At 64.4% G+C, this 20,336-nt stretch carries 19 protein-coding genes and 1 pseudogene; 12 read left to right on the forward strand and 8 right to left on the reverse strand.

Going from position 1 to position 20,336, the window contains the following annotated elements:
- Positions 1 to 118 precede the first annotated feature (118 nt).
- The 6 genes from ABIB00_RS21345 to ABIB00_RS21370 all read left to right on the forward strand — a co-directional run bounded on the left by ABIB00_RS21345 (position 119) and on the right by ABIB00_RS21370 (position 5,937).
- Positions 119 to 1,780 carry a thiamine pyrophosphate-binding protein gene (locus tag ABIB00_RS21345; RefSeq protein WP_354105737.1) on the forward strand — a complete coding sequence of 554 codons (1,662 nt, stop codon included), beginning with the start codon at positions 119 to 121 and terminating at the stop codon, positions 1,778 to 1,780.
- A 3-nt stretch (positions 1,781 to 1,783) separates the two neighbouring features.
- A complete protein-coding gene (locus ABIB00_RS21350; RefSeq protein WP_354105738.1) occupies positions 1,784 to 3,049 on the forward strand; it encodes an NAD(P)/FAD-dependent oxidoreductase in 1,266 nt (421 codons plus the stop codon).
- A gap of 9 nt (positions 3,050 to 3,058) precedes the next feature.
- On the forward strand, positions 3,059 to 3,802 hold the full coding sequence (locus ABIB00_RS21355) for an aspartate/glutamate racemase family protein (RefSeq protein ID WP_247442884.1): 744 nt from the start codon (positions 3,059 to 3,061) through the stop codon (positions 3,800 to 3,802).
- Positions 3,803 to 3,976: 174 nt separating this feature from the next.
- Positions 3,977 to 4,519: a phosphonopyruvate decarboxylase gene (locus ABIB00_RS21360; RefSeq protein ID WP_354105739.1), complete on the forward strand. Its 543-nt coding sequence runs from the start codon at positions 3,977 to 3,979 to the stop codon at positions 4,517 to 4,519.
- Positions 4,519 to 5,109, forward strand: coding sequence for a thiamine pyrophosphate-dependent enzyme (locus tag ABIB00_RS21365; RefSeq protein ID WP_354105740.1), 591 nt, complete (start codon positions 4,519 to 4,521; stop codon positions 5,107 to 5,109). Before ABIB00_RS21360 ends, ABIB00_RS21365 begins: the two co-directional genes overlap by 1 nt.
- Positions 5,110 to 5,163: 54 nt before the next feature.
- Entirely contained in the window at positions 5,164 to 5,937 is a 774-nt protein-coding gene (locus ABIB00_RS21370; protein WP_354105741.1) for an SDR family NAD(P)-dependent oxidoreductase, read from the forward strand.
- Between the two features lies 1 nt (position 5,938).
- On the opposite strand, the gene ABIB00_RS21375 is transcribed toward ABIB00_RS21370, so the two are convergent.
- The 3 genes from ABIB00_RS21375 to ABIB00_RS21385 are packed head-to-tail and all read right to left on the reverse strand — an operon-like array spanning position 5,939 to position 9,708.
- Positions 5,939 to 6,733: an IclR family transcriptional regulator gene (locus tag ABIB00_RS21375; protein WP_354105742.1), complete on the reverse strand. Its 795-nt coding sequence runs from the start codon at positions 6,731 to 6,733 to the stop codon at positions 5,939 to 5,941.
- A gap of 19 nt (positions 6,734 to 6,752) precedes the next feature.
- Positions 6,753 to 8,486, reverse strand: a complete 1,734-nt coding sequence (locus ABIB00_RS21380; protein WP_354105743.1) for an FAD-dependent oxidoreductase — start codon at positions 8,484 to 8,486, stop codon at positions 6,753 to 6,755.
- A 7-nt stretch (positions 8,487 to 8,493) separates the two neighbouring features.
- Positions 8,494 to 9,708 carry an ABC transporter substrate-binding protein gene (locus tag ABIB00_RS21385; RefSeq protein WP_354105744.1) on the reverse strand — a complete coding sequence of 405 codons (1,215 nt, stop codon included), beginning with the start codon at positions 9,706 to 9,708 and terminating at the stop codon, positions 8,494 to 8,496.
- Between the two features lie 372 nt (positions 9,709 to 10,080).
- Here ABIB00_RS21385 and ABIB00_RS21390 point away from each other — a divergent pair, with 372 nt between their 5' ends.
- The gene (locus ABIB00_RS21390; RefSeq protein ID WP_354105745.1) at positions 10,081 to 11,382 is read left to right on the forward strand and encodes an MFS transporter; all 1,302 of its coding nucleotides are present in this window, start codon (positions 10,081 to 10,083) and stop codon (positions 11,380 to 11,382) included.
- Between the two features lie 6 nt (positions 11,383 to 11,388).
- Here the strand turns inward: ABIB00_RS21390 and ABIB00_RS21395 are convergent, their stop codons facing one another.
- Positions 11,389 to 12,903 carry a glycosyl hydrolase family 79 N-terminal domain-containing protein gene (locus tag ABIB00_RS21395; protein ID WP_354105746.1) on the reverse strand — a complete coding sequence of 505 codons (1,515 nt, stop codon included), beginning with the start codon at positions 12,901 to 12,903 and terminating at the stop codon, positions 11,389 to 11,391.
- A 213-nt stretch (positions 12,904 to 13,116) separates the two neighbouring features.
- On the opposite strand from ABIB00_RS21395, the gene ABIB00_RS21400 reads away from it, so the two are divergent.
- The 4 genes from ABIB00_RS21400 (at position 13,117) to ABIB00_RS21415 (ending at position 15,716) form a co-directional block, all read left to right on the forward strand.
- Positions 13,117 to 13,443 (forward strand): hypothetical protein, encoded by a 327-nt coding sequence (locus ABIB00_RS21400; RefSeq protein WP_354105747.1) that lies wholly within the window; start codon positions 13,117 to 13,119, stop codon positions 13,441 to 13,443.
- A gap of 100 nt (positions 13,444 to 13,543) precedes the next feature.
- Positions 13,544 to 14,341, forward strand: a complete 798-nt coding sequence (locus tag ABIB00_RS21405; RefSeq protein ID WP_247442865.1) for a fumarylacetoacetate hydrolase family protein — start codon at positions 13,544 to 13,546, stop codon at positions 14,339 to 14,341.
- Between the two features lie 28 nt (positions 14,342 to 14,369).
- The gene (locus tag ABIB00_RS21410) at positions 14,370 to 15,161 is read left to right on the forward strand and encodes a transporter substrate-binding domain-containing protein (protein ID WP_247350798.1); all 792 of its coding nucleotides are present in this window, start codon (positions 14,370 to 14,372) and stop codon (positions 15,159 to 15,161) included.
- 150 nt (positions 15,162 to 15,311) lie between these two features.
- Complete coding sequence (locus tag ABIB00_RS21415) at positions 15,312 to 15,716, forward strand: hypothetical protein (RefSeq protein ID WP_354105748.1); 405 nt, start codon at positions 15,312 to 15,314, stop codon at positions 15,714 to 15,716.
- A gap of 7 nt (positions 15,717 to 15,723) precedes the next feature.
- Here the strand turns inward: ABIB00_RS21415 and ABIB00_RS21420 are convergent, their stop codons facing one another.
- The 4 genes and pseudogenes from ABIB00_RS21420 to ABIB00_RS21435 all read right to left on the reverse strand — a co-directional run bounded on the left by ABIB00_RS21420 (position 15,724) and on the right by ABIB00_RS21435 (position 19,035).
- Entirely contained in the window at positions 15,724 to 16,464 is a 741-nt protein-coding gene (locus ABIB00_RS21420) for an IclR family transcriptional regulator (RefSeq protein ID WP_354105749.1), read from the reverse strand.
- A gap of 20 nt (positions 16,465 to 16,484) precedes the next feature.
- The gene (locus ABIB00_RS21425; RefSeq protein ID WP_354105750.1) at positions 16,485 to 17,336 is read right to left on the reverse strand and encodes an HpcH/HpaI aldolase/citrate lyase family protein; all 852 of its coding nucleotides are present in this window, start codon (positions 17,334 to 17,336) and stop codon (positions 16,485 to 16,487) included.
- Positions 17,336 to 17,803, reverse strand: a pseudogene (locus tag ABIB00_RS21430) (MaoC family dehydratase); the annotation flags it as partial. The gene ABIB00_RS21425 and the pseudogene ABIB00_RS21430, both read right to left, overlap by 1 nt.
- A 29-nt stretch (positions 17,804 to 17,832) precedes the next feature.
- Positions 17,833 to 19,035 carry a CaiB/BaiF CoA transferase family protein gene (locus ABIB00_RS21435; protein ID WP_354105751.1) on the reverse strand — a complete coding sequence of 401 codons (1,203 nt, stop codon included), beginning with the start codon at positions 19,033 to 19,035 and terminating at the stop codon, positions 17,833 to 17,835.
- Between the two features lie 226 nt (positions 19,036 to 19,261).
- Between ABIB00_RS21435 and ABIB00_RS21440 the strand changes: the two genes are divergently transcribed.
- Positions 19,262 to 20,290: a TRAP transporter substrate-binding protein gene (locus ABIB00_RS21440; protein ID WP_354105787.1), complete on the forward strand. Its 1,029-nt coding sequence runs from the start codon at positions 19,262 to 19,264 to the stop codon at positions 20,288 to 20,290.
- The last annotated feature ends 46 nt before the right edge of the window (positions 20,291 to 20,336 follow it).

Genomic DNA, 20,336 nt, shown 5'->3' on the forward strand with positions numbered 1-20,336 from the left:
GCGCAGGGTGCGAAAAGCCATTCGATCTTGCGCGCCCTGCCGGCCTGTCCTACGCCAGCTCTGAACAAGATTTTCGCGAAGCCATGAAGCGCATCGCCAAAGCCTCGAGGGAGCCGTCATGACCATTCGCAACACCCGCACCGGCGGCCAGATCCTGATCGATCAGCTGGTCGCGCAAGGCGTCGAGCGCGTCACCTGCGTGCCGGGCGAGAGCTACCTCGCGGCGCTCGATGCGCTGCATGACAGCCCGATCGACGTCATGATCTGCCGCGCCGAAGGCGGCGCCGCGATGATGGCGGAAGCCTACGGCAAGCTCACGGGCCGCCCCGGAATCTGCTTCGTCACCCGCGGCCCCGGCGCCACCAACGCCAGCCACGGCGTCCATATCGCGATGCAGGATTCGACGCCGATGATCCTGTTCGTCGGTCAGGTCGACACCGGCATGCGCGAGCGCGAGGCGTTCCAGGAGCTCGACTACAAGGCGGTGTTCGGCACCATGGCAAAATGGGCGGTCGAGATCGATCGTCCCGACCGCATTCCGGAGCTGGTCGCGCGCGCCTTCCGCGTCGCCATGCAGGGCCGTCCCGGTCCCGTCGTGATCTCGCTGCCCGAGAACATGCTGACCGAGACCGCGGCCGTTGCGGACGCGATGCGTATCGAGCCGGCGGTGAGCTGGCCCGCGCCTTCTGATATCGAGCGCGTTGGCGCCATGCTTGCCAGCGCCAAGGCGCCGCTCGTCATTCTCGGCGGTTCGCGCTGGACAGACGAGGCGACCAGGAGCATCGCGCGGTTTGCCGAGCGGTTCGACTTGCCGGTCGCGACCTCGTTCCGCCGAGCGTCGCTGATCGACGCGGACCATTCGCACTATGCAGGCGACCTCGGCATTGGGCCGAGCCCGGGCCTGAAGGCGCGCATCGACGGCGCCGATGTCATTCTGCTGATCGGCGGCCGCATGTCGGAAATGCCGTCCTCGTCCTACACGCTGTTCGATATTCCAACCCCGCAACAGAAGCTGATCCACGTGCATCCGGGCTCGGAAGAGCTCGGCCGCGTCTATCAGCCGGAGCTGGCGATCCAGGCGACGCCTGCCGCGTTCGCCGAAGCGGTGGAGACGCTAAAGCCCGCCGGGGCGCTCGCATGGGAGGGTGAAGCGGCCAAGGCGCATGCCGATTATCTGGCCTGGACCGACAAAGCGCGCGAGCTGCCCGGCACGTTCCAGTACGGCCAGGTCATGACCTGGCTGCGCGACCGGCTGCCGAAGGACGCGATCGTCTGCAACGGCGCCGGCAACTATGCTGGCTGGATCCACCGCCATCACCGCTTCCACAGCTTTGCGGCCCAGCTTGCGCCGACCTCAGGCTCGATGGGCTATGGGGTGCCGGCGGCGGTGCTCGCCAAGCGGCAATATCCAGATCGCACCGTGATCGCCTTCGCGGGCGACGGCTGCTTCCTGATGAACGGCCAGGAGTTCGCGACCGCCGTGCAATACGACGCGCCGCTCGTCGTCATCGTCGTCGACAATTCGCAATACGGCACCATCCGCATGCACCAGGAGCGCGACTATCCCGGCCGCATAGTCGGCACCCAGCTCAAGAACCCGGATTTTGCGATGTACGCGAAAGCGTTCGGGGGCCATGGCGAGCGCGTCGAGCGTACCGAAGAGTTCGCGCCGGCGTTCGAGCGTGCGCTCGCCTCGGGCAAGCCGTCGATCCTCCACTGCATCATCGATCCGCGCGCGATGTCGGTCGGCAAGGACTTTGCCCCTGCGGTGAAGGCTTAAGCCATGTCCAAGGGCCGCCACGTCGCCATCATCGGTGCCGGCGCGGTCGGCGTGATCAGCGCAATCGAAGCGCTGCGCGAGGGACATCGCGTCACGCTGATCGACGCAGGCGAGCCCGGTGGCGAACAGGCGGCGAGCTACGGCAATGCCGGCTGGCTCTCCTCGCATTCCGTGATCCCGCCGGCCGAGCCCGGCGTCTGGAAGAAGGTGCCGTTCTTTCTGATGGACCCGCTCGGGCCGCTCGCGATCCGCTGGTCTTACTTGCCGAAGGCGTTGCCCTGGCTGATTAGATATCTGCTCTCTGGCTGGACCGAGGCACGCGTCGAGAAGACGGCCTTTGCGCTACGCGACCTCTTGAAGGACGCGCCGCTGCTGCACCGGAAGCTCGCGGAGGAGGCGGGCGTTCCTGAGCTGGTCGAACGCAACGGCGTGATGCATGTGTTTCCGTCACGCGGGAACTTCGACAACGATCTCGGCTGGCGCCTGCGCAGAAAAGTCGGCGTCGAATGGATGGAGCTTAACGCCGACGAGATTCGTCAGCGCGAGCCGGATCTGCATCCGCGCTACACCTTCGGCGTTGTGGTGGAAGAGGCCGGGCGCTGCCGCGATCCCGGTGCCTATGTCGCAGCCCTCGCGCAACATGCGCTGGCAAGTGGCGCGCAGCTTGTGCGGGCCAAGGCGACGGGGCTCAAGCTTTCCGGCAACAAGCTCGTTGCAGTGATCACCGAGACCGGCGAGATTCCCTGCGATGCCGCGGTGATTGCCGCCGGCGCGCATTCGAAGCGGCTCACCGCATCCATTGGTGATCCGCTGCCGCTGGAGACCGAGCGTGGCTATCACGTCATGATCGAGAATCCGGAATCGGGCCCGCGCAGCTCGATGATGGCATCGGATGCGAAGATGGTAGTGAACTGGACCGACAAGGGTTTGCGCGCCGCCGGCACGGTCGAGATCGCCGGCCTCGAGGCCGAACCGAACTGGAAGCGCGCCGAGATCCTGCGCGACAACCTCCTCGGCATGTTCCCGAAACTGCCGACGGACATTCCGTCTTCCCGTATCAAGACCTGGTTTGGCCATCGGCCGAGCATGCCGGACGGACGTCCCTGCATCGGCTACGCGCGCGCCTCGCGCGACATCGTCTATGCCTTCGGCCACGGCCATATCGGCCTGGTCGGTTCGGCCCGCACCGGCCGTCTCGTCGCCCAGCTTCTGAGCGGCAAGCCGCCGGAGATTCCGCTCGCACCGTTCGCACCTGATCGTTTTCTCTGAGATCGCACCATGACCACTTCAGCCAACTCGTCCTCCCGTATCACCCGTGGCGGCAAGGCCATCTACGGCGCGCCGCTCGGCATCTTGATGCTGGAGGCACGCTTTCCTCGCATTCCCGGCGACATGGGCAACGGCACCACCTGGCCTTTCCCCGTGCTCTATCGCGTGGTGAGCGGCGCTTCGCCAGAGAAGGTGGTGCTGAAAGGCGCCGCCGGTTTGCTGCCTGATTTCATCGATGCGGCGAAGGATCTGGTGCGGCTCGGGGCCGAAGCCATCACCACCAATTGCGGCTTCCTCTCGCTGTTCCAGAAGGAGATCGCAGCCGCGGCCGGCGTTCCCGTCGCGACCTCGTCACTGATGCAGGTGCCGTGGGTGCAGGCGACCTTGCCGCCGGGCAAGCGCGTCGGTCTCGTCACGGTCTCCGGCTCGACCTTGACGCCGGCCCATCTCGAAGGCGCCGGCGTGCCGCTCGACACGCCGCTGGTGGGGACCGAGCACGGCAAGGAATTCTTCCGCGTTCTGATCAAGGCCGAGAAGGACGACATGGACATCGCGCAGGCGGAGCGCGACGTGGTCGAGGCCGGTAGGGAGCTGGTCGCCAAGAATCCGGATGTCGGCGCCATCGTGCTCGAATGCACCAACATGCCGCCCTACGCGGCCGCGCTTCAGGCCGAGGTCGGACTGCCCGTCTATGATATCTATTCCATGATTACGTGGTTTCATGCCGGACTGCGGCCGCGCCGGTTTGGCTAGAGGTCGAGAAGCTGCCTATCGACCGTATCACCTCCGCGATCAAGGAAGGCTAAGCGCAGATCATCCCGCTTTTGCTGCAGCTATACAATCCCTCGATATCTGGTTGTGCCAGACGGTCTGAGCCTCCCTATCAGAACATCGCTAGCATGCTTCCGAAATTCAAGGAGACACGCGGTGCACAGCCCTCAGACCAATCTCGAAACGCGCGCCGGCGATGACTGGCCGTCCGAGCTCTACCGCATCCTGAAAGCCACCGACGTGCGGCAGATGTCCTATGTGCCCGATGCCGGCCACAGCCAGCTCATCCGCCTGTTCTCAGCCGACCGCGACGTCACCACCAACGTGCTGACGACGGAGGAAGAGGGCATCGCCATTGCCGCGGGCGCCTGGCTCGGCGGGCAGCGCAGCGTGCTGCTGATGCAGTCGAGCGGGGTCGGCAACTGCATCAACATGCTGTCGCTGTCGGCGATCGGGCGATTTCCACTGCTGATGCTGGTGACGATGCGCGGCGAGTGGGCCGAGTTCAATCCCTGGCAGGTGCCGATGAGCCGGGCGACGCAGCCCTCGTTGGAAGCAATCGGCCTGAAGGTGATGCGCGCGGAGACGCCGGACGATCTGGTCGAGACGGTCGAATCGGCCGCAGCGCTCGCCTACCAATCCGATCAGCAGGTCGCAGTCCTGATCGGGCAACGTCTGATCGGCAAGAAGAAGTGGTGATGCCAATGCAAGCTCAACTCGACCGCCGCGCCGCCGTCGCCGCGCTCCTGAAGAATCGCAAGGACACGTTGGTCGTCTCCGGCCTCGGTTCACCGACCTACGACCTTCATTCGGTCGGCGACAACGACGGCAATTTTTATCTCTGGGGCGCCATGGGCGGCGCCGCGCTGATCGGGCTTGGCCTCGCTCAGGCCCAGCCGGAAAAGCGCGTGCTGGCCCTCACTGGTGATGGCGAGCAGCTCATGGGCCTCGGCGGTCTCGCCACCATCGGCGTTGCGCGCCCGCGCAATCTCGACATCGTCGTGATCGACAACCAGCATTTTGGCGAGACCGGAATGCAGGCAAGCCACACCGGGCGCGGGGTCGATCTCACCGCCATCGCTACGGCCTGCGGCTTTGTTGCGACCGGGACGGTGCGGACGCTTGAGGAAGTGGAGCGTCTCACGCGGCAGATCGCCGAGCCGGCTGATGGCCCGCGGCTTTTTGTCATCAAGGTTCTGGCCGAAAATCCGGCACGATCGCTACCCTCGCGCGATGCCGTCTTTATCAAGAACCGGTTCCGTGCTCATCTGGGTTTCGCGGCTGCGTAAGCCGGGTCTCACCCGGCAACAGCTTGCCTCAAGCAGCTATTCTGGAGTGAGACCATGAAACTAACCGGCAAGGTCGCCGCCATCACCGGCGCAGCGCGCGGCATCGGCAAGGCTTGCGCGAAACGATTCCTGGACGACGGCGTCAAAGTCGTCATCTCGGATGTCGATGCCGATGGCCTTGCCGCGACGGCTGCTGAACTGGGGCGGCCCCACGCCTTGCGCACCATCGTCGGCAATGTTGCCAGGCGCGCTGACGTCGACCAGCTCGTGGCTACCGCCGTGAAGGAGTTCGGCCGGCTGGACGTCATGGTCAACAACGCCGGCGTTGCCCGCAACCAGGACATTCTGGAGATATCCGAACAGGATTTCGACGACGTCATCGCCATCAACTTGAAGGGTGCGTTCTTCGGGGTGCAGGCGGCGGCCAAGCAGATGATCGCGCAAGGCGGCGGCGGGGTGATCATCAACATGTCCTCGGTGAACGCGCTGCTGGCGATCCCGACGCTCGCGACCTACGCCATCTCCAAGGGCGGCATGAAGCAGCTAACGAGTGTCGCCGCCGTCGCGCTTGCCCCGCACAACATCCGCGTCGTCGCGGTCGGACCGGGTACGATTCTGACCGACATGGTGGCGTCCGCCATCTACACATCCGAAGATGCCCGCAAGACCGTGCTGTCGCGCACGCCGGCGGGCCGCGGCGGCGAGCCGGGCGAGGTGGCTTCCGTCGTGGCGTTCCTGGCGAGCGACGACGCGTCCTACATCACTGGGCAGACCATCTACCCAGACGGCGGCCGGCTGATCCTGAACTATACGGTGCCGGTGAAGTAGATCACTCCGCCGCAACCGTCATCCCGTGGCCCAGCCGTTTCGAAATGCTGCCGGCACAGTCGCGCAAGGCATGGGCGGTCGGGCTGTCCCAGCGCGCATCAAAAGTGCCTTCCGGTCCCATCGCGGTGATGACGAGGGCGACATGGCCAGAATGGTCGAATACGGGCGCGGAGAATGCGTTGACGCCGGGCAGGGGATCGCCGAGCGCGCGGGCGAGGCCGTGCTTGCGGACCTCTGTGAGCATCTCAGTGACCTTCGCGCCTTTCACCGCGCGCTTCGGATTATATCCGACGCCGTGGCGATCGAGGCCGCTTTCGAGTGCGGCGTTGATTGTCTTCTCCGGCAGGAAGGCCGCAAAGGCCCGCCCTGTAGCGGTCTCCAGCAGCGCCATGACTGAGCCGGCCCGCATCACGATGTGCACGGGCTGGCCAGGCTCTTCGAGCTGCACCACGGTCGGGCCGTGCGTGCCCCAGACCGCCAGCGAGACCGCGTGCCCAATGTGACTTGCGAGCGCCGCGATCTTCGGCCTCGCGATGCGTACGCCGGACAGGCGGCGCAGGCTGATCAGGCCGAGTTCCAGCGCCAGTGCGCCGATCTCGTAGCGGCCAGTGATCTCGTCCTGCTCGATCAGCCCGATGCGGGAGAAGCTGGCCAGATAAGGATGCGCCTTGGCCGGCGTCATACCGGCCTCGCGCGCGAGATCGCGCAGCATCATCGGCTCACCGCATCTCGCCAGCGCGCGGAGCAATTCTCCGCCGACCTCGATCGACTGGATGCCGCGGCTTTCTCTCTTCATGCGCCTCCTGGCGTGTGGCTTACGCCGCGTCGCGCTTGGTAGCGCGGTCGGCGAGATGACGGCCGGCAATGTAGCCGAAGGTCAGCGCCGGCCCAAGCGTAATGCCGGCACCGGGATAATTGCCGCCCATGATGCTCGCCATGTCGTTGCCGGCGGCATAGAGCCCGGGAATCACCCGTCCCTCCGCATCGAGCGCTCGCGCGTTCTCGTCAGTGACGATGCCGGCATAGGTGCCGAGATCGCCGACCACCATCTTGATCGCGTAGAACGGGCCGTTCTCGATCGGCGCGACGCAGGGGTTGGGGCCGTGCAGCGCATCGCCCTGGTAGCGGTTATAGGCCTTTGATCCCTTGCCGAAGGCCTTGTCATGACCTAGTGGTGCGGTCGCATTGAACTGCTTGACGGTCTCGATGAACGCGGTGGCATCAATACCCGCTTTTGCCGCAAGCGCCTCCAGCGTCTCGCCGCGCAAGAGATAACCCGTGTTGAGGTGATGACCTGTTGGCATCGGGAAGGGCGGCACGCAGCCGAGGCCGTATTTGCGCAGGGTCGGGTGATCGCAGACGAGGTACGCCGCGATCTCCTCGCCGGGCTTCGCCGCCTTGACCATGGCCTGGACGAAGTCGTGATAGGAATTGCCCTCGTTGGCAAAGCGCTTTCCGTCGCGCATCACCGCGATCACACCGGGCTTTGCGCGGTCGATGAAATGCGGCATCACGCCGTTTGAACCGTCCTTGCGCTTGGTGACCGAGACCGGGACCCAGGCTGCCGCGTTCGGCAGGCGGTCCTCGACATGCCCGCCGGCGCTTTCCGCAAGGCGCAGGCCGTCGCCGGTGTTGCCGGTCGGTCCCGGCGAAAAATGCTCGTTGCCGGTCGGCGCGTGCGGGAACATCTTCTTGCGCCGTTCCACATCGTGCGGAAAGCCGCCGCAGGCGAGCACGACGCCTTGTCTTGCACGAATGCGGACGTCGCGTCCCTCGCGGGCGACAATGGCGCCGATGACAGTGCCGTTCTCGACCGTCAGCTCACGCACCGGCGAGGACAGCCACATCGGAATCTTCAGGTCTTGCGCGGATTTTGCCAGGCGCCCGGCGAGCGCATTGCCGTTGGTCAGGGTCATGCCGCGGCCGTAGCGCAGCACGTCCATCAAATGGCGCGACAGGCGCTTTGCGACATAGACGGCCGAGGTCAGCGACTTCGTCGCGCGCATGAAATGGACGATGTCCTTGCCGGATCCGAGCATCATGCCGAATACGGTCAGCTCCGGCAGGGGCATGCCGAGGGTCTTGATCTGGTCGCCGAGCTCGCGGCCGTCGAACGGGCGCGCCACCATCGAACGGCCACCCTGGGTGCCTCCGGGCGCCTCGGCGTGGTAGTCCGGGAATACCAGCGGCATGTCGAAGCGGAGTGCGGTCTTGCTGGTGAAGAAACCGACCGCCTCGGGCCCGGCGCTCAGGAATGCATCGACGCGCGCGGCGTCATAATTGTTGCCGGCTTCGTGCCGCAGATAGGTGCGGGCCTGCTCCGGCGTCTCCTCGATGCCGTAAGCCTTCGCCAGCGACGTGCCGGGAATCCACAACCAACCGCCGGAGCGGGCGGTGGTGCCGCCGAAGCGTGGCTCCTTCTCGACGATCAGGACGTCGAGGCCGCGATAGCGCGCGGTGATCGCGGCCGACATCCCGGATGCGCCCGATCCGGCCACGAGCACATCGCACTCGTAAGTCTCAATTGCGTTGCGCTCGTTGCCGGTCATGCGGGCCTCACTTCTTGAGCAGCGGACATTTGGATTCGGAGACCGGGCGGAAGGCGTCCTCGCCCTTTACCGTCTTGACGATCTCCAGGTAATCCCAAGGCTCCTTGGACTGCTCGGGTGTTTTCACCTTGGCGAGATACATGTCGCGAATGACGCGGCCGTCCTCGCGCAAGCGTCCGCCATGAACGAATGTATCCTCGATTGGCAGTTCGCGCATCTTGGCCATCGCCTTTGCGGGGTCATCGGTGCCGGCAGCCCTGATGGCCTTGAGATAATGCAACACCGAGCCGTAGACGCCGGTCTGGATCATGGTCGGCATCACCTTGGTGCGCTCGTAGAATTTCCGCGACCATGCGCGGGTCGCCTCGTCCATGTTCCAATACGACGCCGTGGTCATGTAGGTGCCCTGCGCGGATTTGAGGCCGATCGCATGCACGTCGGTGTCGAACATCAAGAGGCCGACCAGCTTCTGGCCGCCCTGGACCAGGCCGAACTCGCCGGACTGCTTGATGGCGTTGTCGGTGTCCTGGCCGGCATTGGCGAAGGCCACCACATCGGCCTTCGAGCTTTGCGCCTGCAGCGCGAAGGAGGAGAAGTCCGCCGTGTTGGTCGGGTGCTTCACGCCGCCCAAAACCTTGCCGCCCATCTCGTTGATGAAGCGCGTGGCGTCCTTCTCGAGCTGTTGGCCAAAGGCGTAGTCCGCGGTGATGAAGTACCAGGATTTTCCGCCTTCCTTGATCACCGCGGAGGCCGTCACCTTGGACAGCGCATAGGTGTCATAGGTGAAGTGCACGGTGTTCGGGCTGCACAGCTCGTCGGTCAGCGAGCTCGCGCCGGGGCCGGAGAGCAGCGCGATCTTGTTGCGCTCGCGCACCATGTTGTGCACGGCGATCGCGATGCCGGAATTGGGGATGTCGACGACGGCATCGACCTTGCCGTTGTCGAACCAACCGCGCACGATCTGCACGCCGACGTCGGTCTTCATCTGATGGTCGGCGCTGATGATCTCGATCGGCTTGCCGAGCACGGTGGGCCCGAATTCCTCCACCGCCATCTTCGCGGCTTCGACCGAGCCAGGCCCGCTGTTGTCGCGGCCCCAGCTCGATAGATCCGTGAGCACGCCGATCCGCACCGCGTCGTCGGAGACTTGCGCGGTCGCGACGGTGGTCATGGCGGCCGAAGACATGGCCGCGAGCATGGCGCAGGCCAAAAACCCTCTCATCGTCATTCCCTCTCTTTTATGGGCCGCTTGGCGCGGCTGGTTGTTCTGGGAGCTAATTAGATAATGACGAACGAATTTGTCAATGACGAATAGCGGTCTTGGGTGGATTCCGCTATCCCGCGGACGGCGCCGCCAAAGTGAGCGCGCAACTGCTCCCACGCCCGTCATTGCGAGCGGAGCGAAGCAATCCAGAATCCTTCCGCGGGGGCACTCTGCATTGCTTCGTCGCACGGGCTCCTCGCGATGACGGGTGTTGAAGCAGCGACGCGCAAAATTTCGCACCGTAATCCCGGGCAAGCCAACACGCCCGCAGGTTGCAACCGCCATTATGATTGGCCATGATGCCGCCCGGGAATTTTGGGGCTCATGGCAATGACGGCAGCAACAGGGGTCTCCGCATCGGCGGAGAAATCGACGACGGCGCATGTGGTGTGGGCGAGCGCGCTCGGCACCGCGATCGAGTGGTACGACTTCCTGATCTACGGCACGGCCGCCGCCCTCGTGTTCAACAAGTTGTTCTTCCCGAGCTTCGATCCCTTCGTCGGCACGCTGGCGGCGTTCTCGACCTATGCAGTCGGCTTCGTGGCGCGGCCGATCGGCGGCGCGATCATCGGGCATTATGGCGACCGGCTCGGCCGCAAGAAGATGCTGGTCGCGACCATGATCGCGATGGGGCTCGGCACGTTCCTGATCGGCTGCCTGCCGACCTACAGCCAGATCGGCGTCTGGGCGCCGATCTTCCTCGTCATCTTGCGCTTCATCCAGGGCATCGGGCTCGGTGGCGAGTGGAGCGGCGCGGTGGTCATGGTGGCCGAGCACGCCGGCAATCGCCGCGGTTTCTATGGCAGTCTGGTGCAGATCGGTTTTCCCGTCGGCGTCGCCGCCTCCACCCGCATTTTTGGTCTGATGACGAAACTGCCCGAAGCCGATTTCCTCAGTTGGGGCTGGCGCGTGCCGTTCCTGATCAGCATCCTGCTCGTCGGGGTCGGCTTCATCGTGCGGCTGAAACTCGCGGAGACGCCGCACTTCAAGGAGGTGGTCGAGCGCAAGGAGGTGCTGGCACAGCCGGTGATGGAAGTCCTGCGCCGCGACTGGCGTAGTTTCCTGCTCGCGATCGGCATCACCGTCTCTGAAGTCGGGCTCGCTTATCTCCTCACCGTCTTCACCGTGGTCTATGCCACGACGCAGCTCGGCCTGCCGCGGCAGGTGATCCTGGATGCGGTGGTCTATGCCGCGCTGGTCGAGCTCGCGACGCTGCCGCTCGCCGGCTGGTTGTCCGACATCTTCGGCCGCAAGGCACTGTATCTCGCCGGCGGCGCGTTCACGGTGGCGCTGGCGTTTCCGTTGTTCTGGTTCCTCGACACCAGGGAGCCGGCGCTGATCACGCTCGCGCTCGTCGTCACGATGACCCTGACGCATGCGCTGCTGTTCGGGCCGAAGGCCGCCTTCATGCCGGAGCTGTTCCGCACCCAGGTGCGCTACAGCGGTGCGTCGCTGGGGGCCAACGTCGCGGCCGCGCTCAGTGGCGGCTTCTCGCCGCTGATTGCGACGGCACTGCTCGCATGGGCCGGCTCGTACTGGGCGGTGTCAGTCTACATCATCGGGCTCTCGATCATCACGATCATCGCAACGCTGATGGCGCCGGAGACCGCGCGGAGCTCGCTGAGATCCTGAGGGCGGCTAACGGCAGGCAGGATTCGCGACTGCTGGAAATACCAGGAAGGTGATGGTCGCTGGCGCAAGCCGGATCGTGCCCGCCGATGCTGCGCGCGGCTCAAGCCGGGGTAGCTCGTCATCGGCATTCAGCGCGAGCGACTTGCCGTTCAGCTGCACGGTCGCGTCTTGCAGCCGCTTCGCATGCAACGTGTAACGCTCGGCGGGATGTGACAGCGTCAGGGTGGATGATGCATGCCGCGACGCGTTGATCGCGAGCACGGACACCGCGCCCCGCATGGCCGGATGGCAATGCGCATAGAGATGGAGATCTGGCGCGGCGACGGAGCTCGTGTCGAGTACGACCGTTCCCATCAGCCGGTGCCAGAGCAGCGCAGCCCAGTAGTTCGGCCGCGGACGGAACGTCCCTTCGTCGAGCAGGCCGTAGTCGCTGGCGGCCAGCGTGTTGTGCATCACGACCTGGACGCCAGCTCTTGCCAGCCGTCCGAGCTGGTCGAGATAGCGGAATGCGTCGCGAAAAGTCTTGTCCCAGCGATTGCCTCCGCAGGCTGCATCCGCGGTCTCCGTCAGCCAGATCGGTTTGCCCGGCTCGAATATGTCGCGCAGCGCGCTGTAGATCGCGAGACTCGCGTCGGTCCGCGCCAGCCATTGCTCCGAAAGCGCCTGCGCCGGATCGTCACGGCCGCCGCAGCGCGGCGAGAGCGTGTTGTAGTGATGATAGGAGAAGCGATCGAGACCGGGGCCGGATGCGGCGAGCAGGTCGCGCGTGGCGATGCCGGACCCGGATGGCGACGGCGCATCGCCGATTGAACCCGGACCGACGATCAGCGTCTCGGGCGCCGCCCGTTGCATCCATTCGCGAAAAATCCTGAAGTCGCGGCCATAAGCCTTCGCATCATATCGAGGCGGCGCGCCGTTCGTCGCGGCGAGGTTTGGTTCGTTCATGAATTCCACCGCCGCGATGTGGCCGCCCAGCGAACGCGTCGTGTCGATCAGGTGCTCCGCCTGATCGGTCTTCCACGCGCCATCCGCATCGCGGCTGCCCGGACTGATCGCAAAGGAGGTGACGATCTGCGCGTCAACCGCGCGGGCGAAGTCGATAACGCCACGCCATTGCGCGCGGCTGAGCACGGTGTTGAAGCCGGCAGGCGGTGCGGCCGGCGCGTCGTCGCCGTCCGCGAAATAGGTTGCATTCGCCCAGGTGCCGCTCACGCGCAGATAGGCCGGCGCCAAGGCCGCGGCGAGCTTGCGGAGACGCCGGTTGGCAAGATCGATTGGCGGTCTGTCGCTGTAGCCATCACGCTGCATCTGATGTTGCGCATAAGGTCTCCAAAAGCGACCGCCGGTCACCTCGACCATCTCGACATTGTAGGATTGAAAGCGCGGGTCGATCGTGTCGATCACCGTCATGCGCGACGGTGCGATCACAGGCTCGCTTGCACTTGCCGCGCGACTTATCGCAGCGACGAGCAATGCGGCGCCGATCACGCGCGCGATGCGCAGGCGGCTGTGTCGCTCCATTGCCGGCCTTGTATACACGTCCTGACGCCTTCTTATGCGCGCTGCCGAAAGCCGATGCAGCTGGGCGAACCATTAACCGCTTTTATGCGGCGAATTTTTACTTCCAATTTTACTTCTCAACATCCCGCCCATGGCCTCGCCGCAATTGATCAGATCCGCAGCCGGTCAATGGCGATCTGTGCGCAGCGTTCATTGTAGCCAACGAGGGTTGCCATGCTTGACGGGGACGAAGTGACATCCGCTGCCAATCCGGCGGGGACGAACGACAAATCGACAAAAAAGCTGAGCCGGCGCACGCTGTTGAAGGGGGCGGGCGCAGCCGCAGGAGCGGACGCGATCCGCGGCTTCCCGACCGATGCGCCAGCGCAGGTTTGCACGCTCCAGCGTATCAATGGCGTAATCGCGATAGAGGCGCTCCTAGTGGGCGGCGGATTGCTCGCCGGTCATCCAGACCAACTGCTCGCGCCGCACCACCTGGCCGCCGGTGTGGACGGCTGGGTGAGGCCCCGCCGCCGCACGCGACCTGTTCTCATCAATTAGAGGACGTGCCAGTCCAGTGTTGCTGGCATACTGAATATTGATTATCAGGTGGGCCGGCGCGCATGATGCGCCCAACGAACATAAAAAGGGAGCACAAAACATGAAAGAGATCTCAGCAACGCGACGAGAGCTGCTCGCAATTGCCGCGGTGGCAAGTGCTGCTTCAATCGCGGAAGTTGCGCCGGCTGCGGCGCAGGCCGGGCAAAGGCCGATCTTTCCGGTGCCGATGGTCACCATCCCGATCGTCGGCGAGACCAGCGTGTTCCAGGTCCGCCGCATCTACTGCATCGGGCGTAACTATGCGGCGCACGCGATCGAGCGGGGTTCGGATCCGAGCCGCGAGCCGCCGTTCTTCTTCCAGAAACCGACCGACGCGATCCAGAACGTCGCGATCGGCGAGGTCGCGGATCATCCCTATCCGTCGCTGACCAAGAACTATCATCACGAGGTCGAGCTGGTCGCTGCGCTGAAATCCGGCGGCAGCAACATTCCGGCCGAGAAGGCGCTCGATCATGTCTATGGCTACGCGCTCGGCCTCGACATGACCCGGCGCGATCTCCAGAACGGCATGGCCGCGGAGAAGAAGCCCTGGGAGATCGGCAAGAGCTTTGACCACGCTGCGGTGATCGGCCCGATCCATCCGGCCAGCAAGACCGGGCATTTCGAGAAGGGCGCCATTTCACTGGCGATCAACGGGACGGTGAAGCAGAGCTCGGATCTCAGCAAGATGATCTGGAGTGTCGCCGAGCAGATCGCAAAGCTCTCGGAAGCGTTCGAGCTCAAGGCCGGCGACATCATCTATTCCGGCACGCCGGAGAATGTCGGCCCCGTGGTGAAGGGCGACGTGCTGCTGTGCAAGCTCGATGGCTTGCCGGACATGTCGATCAAGATCGCCTGACTGATCCAGCCCGGATCGGGAGTGCAATATGTTGCGTTATGCCGTAGTCGTCATGTTGGGGTTGGCCTTCGCTGTCACCGGCGCTGTAACGGGGAATGCTGAAGGCGCGAGCGACATCGCGCCGACGGGAGCGTTGCGCGTGGCGGTGGCCGTCGGCCCCGCCGCGTCGGCGTTCTGGACGACGCGTGATCCCGCAGGCGGAAAGCCGCGCGGCGTCACCGTAGAACTCGCCAAGGCTGCCGCCGACAAGTTGCACGTTCCTCTGCATCTGGTCGAATACCAGAGCTCCGACGAGATCGCCGCCGCCAGCAGCAAGGACGTCTGGGATCTCTCCTTCATGCCGGCCGACGTCAAGCGCGAGCAGTTCGTGGATCAGGGCCCAGCTTACGTCGCCTATATGAGCGGCTATCTCATTCGCGCCGGTTCGGACATCCGCGCCGTTGCGGATGTTGATCGTGCGGGAATGCGGGTCGGTTGCATCGAGGGGACCTCGACGTCGCGGACGGTCGAGAAGTCGCTGAAGCAGGCGAAGCTGACGAAGTTCGTGAAGCCGGAACAGGCGGCCGAATTAATCGGCAAGGGGGAGCTGGATGCCCTCGCGATGGGTATGGGGGCGTTGGAAGACCTCTCGCGTAAGCTGCCGGGAACGAAGGTGCTGGACGAGGTGATCCAGTCGACCGGCGTGGTCGTGGTCGTGCCCAAGGGCAAGGCGGTGGCGAAGGCCTGGGCCGCGCATTTCCTGGATGAGGCCAAGTCGGATGGCACGGTGCGCCGCGCGCTCGACGGCAACGGATTTACCAGCGACAAGGTCGCGCCGTAGTTGCCGATCTGCCTCCGCTGCGACCACAATCTGAAGGCAGAGGCCTTTGAATTGCCGGAGTTCCATCGGCGATTGCCCTGTGTTGGGCAACGAACAAACCTCGTGCAGCCATATTTAAGTATGAGTCACGCCCGCGAGGGAGACGCTCCGATGAACAAAGCTCTGATCACTGCCGTCGTGATGCTGGCTAGCGTGCCTGCAAGCGCCGCCGCGCAGGAGCGCGCTGGTGCTGCGGCGTTGGGAGCCGTGTCAGGCGCCGTCGTGCTGGGTCCGATCGGTGCCGTCGCGGGCGCGGTGGTCGGTTATACCGCCGGACCTGCAATCGCCCGGTCCTGGGGCGTGAGAGGTTCACGCTCGGCGAGACATCGGCAACTGCCGCGTCGCGCGGCGGCGACCGGGGGTCCGCCGGGCACACGCGAGTCGATGGATGCCAATGGCCAGATGAGAGCTGCCAGCAAACCGCCGGTTCAAGCCGCGCCTGCGGTGCAGCCTGTTCAAGCTGCTCCTGTGGTGCCCGCGCAGACCACGACGCCGCCGGTTCAAGGATTCGACTGAGGTCAGCTTACGCCGCCGCCTTCGGCCGCAATCGATCGACAGTCCGCGCGATCAAAGCGGCCACCTCCGCCACCTTCGGACCGATGCGAAATTCCGGGCCGGCGACCACGACCGAGAGTCTGCGATCGCTGATCGGCAGCGGGATCGCGGCGCCCGCGAGGTCGCGGCTATAGTCGGCGAAGCTCTGGCAATAGCCGCGCGCGATCGAATTGCGCAGCTCGGTCTCGACGGCGTCTATGCTGATCGGCGTTGACGGACCGTATTGCTTGAATTCGATCTTGCGATAGACGGAGTCGCGCTCCTCCGGCGAATATTGCAGCAGCAGGGCGCGGCCGCTGGCGGTGGCGTGAATCGGCACGCGGTGGCCGATGGTCGCGAAATAGCGGATCGCGGCCTGGGACTCGACGACGTCAATGAACACGGCCATCACGCCGGCCGGCGCCACGATGGAGGCGGTCTCGCCGGTCTCGGCCGAGAGGTCGGCGATCAGCGTGTGTGTCCACGGCGGCAGCGGCTCGACCTCGGAGATCATCCGCGCCATCGCCAGCCAGCGCGGCGTCGGGTAGAAGCCGGCCCGCGGCCGCGGTTCGTAGAGATAGCCTTTCTCCGACAGCGTCGCGAGCAGGTTGAAGGTCGACGAGCGCGGCCAGCCGAAATGGTCGGCGATCTCGGCAAGCGTCGCCGGTTTCCTCGTTTGCGCGAAGAACTCCATGATCTCCAGGACGTTTGCGGCTTGGCGAACGATCATGGTGAGACTTGCATCCTGATCTAGGGCTGGCCGAGGATTTTCTTCGCGGCGCGAAGATGCGGCTTGTCGATCATCTGGCCGTCGAGACGCAGAGTACCGGAGTTCGGATTGTTCGCGAATGCCGCGATCACCTTCTCTGCCCAATTACGCTCGGCCTCGGTCGGCTCGAACGCCGCGTTGACGACGTCGACATGCTTTGGATGGATCAGCGCCTTCGCCGAAAAACCGTCGCGCCGCGCGGCGCGCGTTTCCTGCTCGAGTCCTGCCAGATTGTCGATGTCGGTATAGACGGTGTCGATCGGCGCGACTTCGGCCGCCGCCGCCGCCATCAGACAGAGATCGCGTGCCAGACGATAAGGGCTGTGGAACACGCCACCTGACGCCTTTTCAGTAGCGCCGAGCGAAGCGGAGAGATCTTCCGCGCCCCACATCAAGCCGGCAAGACGCGCGGAGCAGCCCTTGTAGCTGCCCAGCCCGAAGATCGAGCCGGCGGTTTCGGTCGCGACGCAGACGATGCGCGTCGTGCCGACCGCGATGCCGGCCGCAGCCTCCAAGGCTTCGAGCCAGGTTGCGACCTGGCGCACGTCGTCGCCGCCTTGCGATTTCGGCAACACGATGCCGTCGGGTTTGCCTGGCATCACCGCGGCGAGGTCAGCGAGCGTCATGCCGGTGTCGAGCGCGTTGACGCGGACATAGAGCTGATGGGGGCCGCGAGAGCCCTTCAGCATCGCCAGCGTCAACCCGCGCGCCTCCGGCTTCTTGTCGGTGACGACAGAGTCCTCGAGATCGATGATCAACGCGTCGGCGCTGCCTTCGCTGGCCTTCTCGAATTTTCGCGGGGAGTCGCCCGGCACGAACAGCATCGAACGCATCAGACCGGCCTCTTGTGCATCATCGCCATGCGGCGGCATTTACCGACGATCTCGTCGTTCTGGTTCAAGGCGTGGTGCTCGAACTCGACGATGCCCGCCTTGGGGCGCGATTTGGATTCCCGCAACGAAAGCACCTTTGTCGTCGCCCGCAAAGTGTCGCCATGGAAGACCGGCTTTGGAAAAGTGACGTCGGTCATGCCGAGATTGGCGACGGTGGTGCCCATGGTCGTATCATAGACCGTCATGCCGATCATGATGCCGAGGGTGTAAAGGCTGTTGAAAATGCGCTGGCCGAACTCGGTCTGGGCCGAAAAATGCGCGTCGATGTGCAGCGGCTGCGGGTTGAGCGTCAGCAGGCTGAACATGGTGTTGTCCATCTCCGTGACGGTCCGGCTCAGGGGATGCCTGAACTCCTGGCCCACGGAAAAATCCTCGAAATAGAGTCCGGCCATCGTGGTTTCCTCCCTGTATCTCGATTTTTGCCGGCGCCCGTTGCTTACGGCGGCGCCGCCAGGTGAACTGCTTCTTGCTCTGCAAGCTGCTCGATCTCGTCCACCGAGAAGCCGGCCTCGGCCAGGATGTCGCGGCCGTGCTGGCCGAGTGTCGGCGCGGGGCCGGCGGGCTCGGGCTGGGTCACGCTCCAGGTCGAGGGCACGCGCATCTGGCGGATGCGGCCTTCCACGGGGTGATCTACAGTCTGGAAGAAGTCGATCGCATTGAGATGCGGATCGTCCAAAATCGTCTCCAGCGTGTGCATCGGCATCACCGGAATGTCGGCGCGCTCCAGCAGCTCGCGCCATTCCGCGGTGGTGCGCGTGACGAAGATGTGGCCGATCTCCTCGTAGATATCGTCAATATGATTCGTGCGCGCAGCGTGGTTGGCAAAACGCGGCTGATCGAGGAAATGCGGTTGCCCGATCGCCTCGAAGAAGCTGCGCCAGTGCTTGTCGTTGTAGATGAGGACGCAGAGATAGCCGTCGCTGGTCTTGTAGGGTTTGCGATAGCGCGAGAGCAGGCGGGCATAGCCGCCGTGGTCGAGCGGCGGATCGTAGGTCAATCCGCCCAGATGATCGACCAGCACGAACTCCGTCATGGATTCGAACATCGGCACGTCGATGCGTTGGCCGATGCCGGTGCGCTGCTGGTGCATCAGTCCGCCCATGATGGCATTGACCATCATCAGTCCGACGATGCGGTCGGCGATGGTGACAGGAACGTAGCGCGGCGTGCCGTCGCCGGCGGCGGCGAGAAGTGTCGGAATGGTGGCCGCGCCCTGAATGAGATCGTCATAGGCGGGCTTGGCGGCATAGGGGCCGGACTGGCCGTAGCCGAACGCGCCGACATAGACGAGGGACGGATTGATCTCGCGAAGCGTCTCGTAGTCGAGGCCGAGCCGCGTCATCGCCTGCGGGCGCACATTATAGACCAGCGCGTTGGCACGCTTGGCCAGTCGCAGCAGCGTGTCGCGTCCTTCCTTCTTCTTGAGGTCGAGGACGATGCTGCGCTTGCCGCGGTTGGCGTTGAGAAACATCCCGCCCATGCCGGGTGTGCGGCCGGGACCGATCTGGCGAACGATGTCGCCCTCGGGGCTCTCGACCTTGATGATTTCAGCGCCCATGTCCGCCAGCACCTGGGTGCCATAGGGGCCCATCAGCACGGAAGTCAGGTCGAGAATGGTGAAGCCGGCGAGCGGTCCCATAGAGCCTCGTTCATTGCATTCATATACGTGGAGTTAGAATTCATAAATCTCGGGTGTCAATTCGAGGAACTCTCAGCTCGGCGCATAGCCCCATGCACTATTCATATGCTTGACATATAAATTCACCTATATGTATTTTTATCTCAAGCAAGAACTGGAGCGGGGCCAAGTGGTCGGCAGCGAGATGCTGCCGCCGCCGGCATGGGGACGCGTCAAGGAGAACGAGATGAAGAAGATTTTGCCCTGGGCTGCCGCAGTGCTCGCGCTCTCGCTGCCGGTCTCGACGCGACAGGCGCAGGCGCTGGAGCTGAAGGTCGCCGACTCCTTCCCCGCGGGGCACTATCTCGTCCGCCTGATGCTCAAGCCGTGGATGGACGACGTCACCAAGCGCACCAATGGCGCGGTGACCTTCACCTATTATCCGAACCAGCAGATCGGCAAGGCCGCGGACATGCTGCGGCTCACCCAGTCGGGCGTGGTCGACATCGGCTACATCGGGCCGTCTTATGTCTCCGATAAGATGCCGCTATCGGAAGTTGCGCAATTGCCAGGCGCGTTCGAAACCGCCTGCCAGGGTACGCTCGCCTACTGGAAGACCGCGCGCGAAGGCGTGTTGGCCAAGCAGGAATACGCTCCGAACAAGATCAAGCTGCTGTTCGCGGTGGTGCTGCCGCCCTACCAGGTGTGGACCGCCAAGCAAAAGGTCGAGACGACCAAGGACATGGGTGGCCTGAAGCTGCGTACCACCGGCGGCGCGCAAGACCTGACCTTGCGCGCGCTCGGCGCGGTGCCAGTGCGCATGGCTGCACCCGATGCCTATGAATCGCTGTCGCGCGGCACAATGGACGGCCTGCTGTTCCCGATGGAGAGCGTCGTTGCCTATGGGCTCGACAAGCTGGTCAAGCACGCAACGGAAGGCGTCAGCTTCGGCAGCTTCATCGTCGCCTATTCGATCAATCAGTCGGTTTGGGACAAGCTTCCGGACGACGTGAAGAAGGCGATGAACGACGCGTCGGAGGCGATCGAGCCTATGGCCTGCGCCCAGGTCGACAAGGAAACGGAGACGACCAAGAAGCACCTTCAGGACCAGGGCGTCAGCTTCGAGCCGCTGCCGGAGGCGACGCGCACCGAGATGAAGGACAAGCTGAAGGGCGTCGGCCAGGAATGGGCGGCTGGGCTCGACAGCCGTGGCAAGCAGGCGTCCGCCGCGCTGAAGGAGTTTGAAGGCGTGCTCGCCGCCGGCGGCGCCAAATAAGGCGCGAAGTAAGGCGCGAAGTCATCCGACAAGGAAGAAGGAGACG

The sequence above is a fragment of the Bradyrhizobium sp. LB14.3 genome, from assembly GCF_040547985.1.
Lineage (GTDB): Bacteria > Pseudomonadota > Alphaproteobacteria > Rhizobiales > Xanthobacteraceae > Bradyrhizobium.

Excerpts from the sequence above, each read along its gene's own strand:
- ABIB00_RS21345 (WP_354105737.1), top strand. The coding sequence starts at position 119 with ATGACCATTCGCAACACCCGCACCGGCGGCCAGATCCTGATCGATCAG.
- ABIB00_RS21350 (WP_354105738.1), top strand. The coding sequence starts at position 1,784 with ATGTCCAAGGGCCGCCACGTCGCCATCATCGGTGCCGGCGCGGTCGGC.
- ABIB00_RS21355 (WP_247442884.1), top strand. The coding sequence starts at position 3,059 with ATGACCACTTCAGCCAACTCGTCCTCCCGTATCACCCGTGGCGGCAAG.
- ABIB00_RS21365 (WP_354105740.1), top strand. The coding sequence starts at position 4,519 with ATGCCAATGCAAGCTCAACTCGACCGCCGCGCCGCCGTCGCCGCGCTC.
- ABIB00_RS21370 (WP_354105741.1), top strand. The coding sequence starts at position 5,164 with ATGAAACTAACCGGCAAGGTCGCCGCCATCACCGGCGCAGCGCGCGGC.
- ABIB00_RS21375 (WP_354105742.1), bottom strand. The coding sequence starts at position 6,733 with ATGAAGAGAGAAAGCCGCGGCATCCAGTCGATCGAGGTCGGCGGAGAA.
- ABIB00_RS21380 (WP_354105743.1), bottom strand. The coding sequence starts at position 8,486 with ATGACCGGCAACGAGCGCAACGCAATTGAGACTTACGAGTGCGATGTG.
- ABIB00_RS21385 (WP_354105744.1), bottom strand. The coding sequence starts at position 9,708 with ATGAGAGGGTTTTTGGCCTGCGCCATGCTCGCGGCCATGTCTTCGGCC.
- ABIB00_RS21390 (WP_354105745.1), top strand. The coding sequence starts at position 10,081 with ATGACGGCAGCAACAGGGGTCTCCGCATCGGCGGAGAAATCGACGACG.
- ABIB00_RS21395 (WP_354105746.1), bottom strand. The coding sequence starts at position 12,903 with ATGGAGCGACACAGCCGCCTGCGCATCGCGCGCGTGATCGGCGCCGCA.
- ABIB00_RS21400 (WP_354105747.1), top strand. The coding sequence starts at position 13,117 with ATGCTTGACGGGGACGAAGTGACATCCGCTGCCAATCCGGCGGGGACG.
- ABIB00_RS21405 (WP_247442865.1), top strand. The coding sequence starts at position 13,544 with ATGAAAGAGATCTCAGCAACGCGACGAGAGCTGCTCGCAATTGCCGCG.
- ABIB00_RS21410 (WP_247350798.1), top strand. The coding sequence starts at position 14,370 with ATGTTGCGTTATGCCGTAGTCGTCATGTTGGGGTTGGCCTTCGCTGTC.
- ABIB00_RS21415 (WP_354105748.1), top strand. The coding sequence starts at position 15,312 with ATGAACAAAGCTCTGATCACTGCCGTCGTGATGCTGGCTAGCGTGCCT.
- ABIB00_RS21420 (WP_354105749.1), bottom strand. The coding sequence starts at position 16,464 with ATGATCGTTCGCCAAGCCGCAAACGTCCTGGAGATCATGGAGTTCTTC.
- ABIB00_RS21425 (WP_354105750.1), bottom strand. The coding sequence starts at position 17,336 with ATGCGTTCGATGCTGTTCGTGCCGGGCGACTCCCCGCGAAAATTCGAG.
- ABIB00_RS21435 (WP_354105751.1), bottom strand. The coding sequence starts at position 19,035 with ATGGGACCGCTCGCCGGCTTCACCATTCTCGACCTGACTTCCGTGCTG.
- ABIB00_RS21440 (WP_354105787.1), top strand. The coding sequence starts at position 19,262 with ATGAAGAAGATTTTGCCCTGGGCTGCCGCAGTGCTCGCGCTCTCGCTG.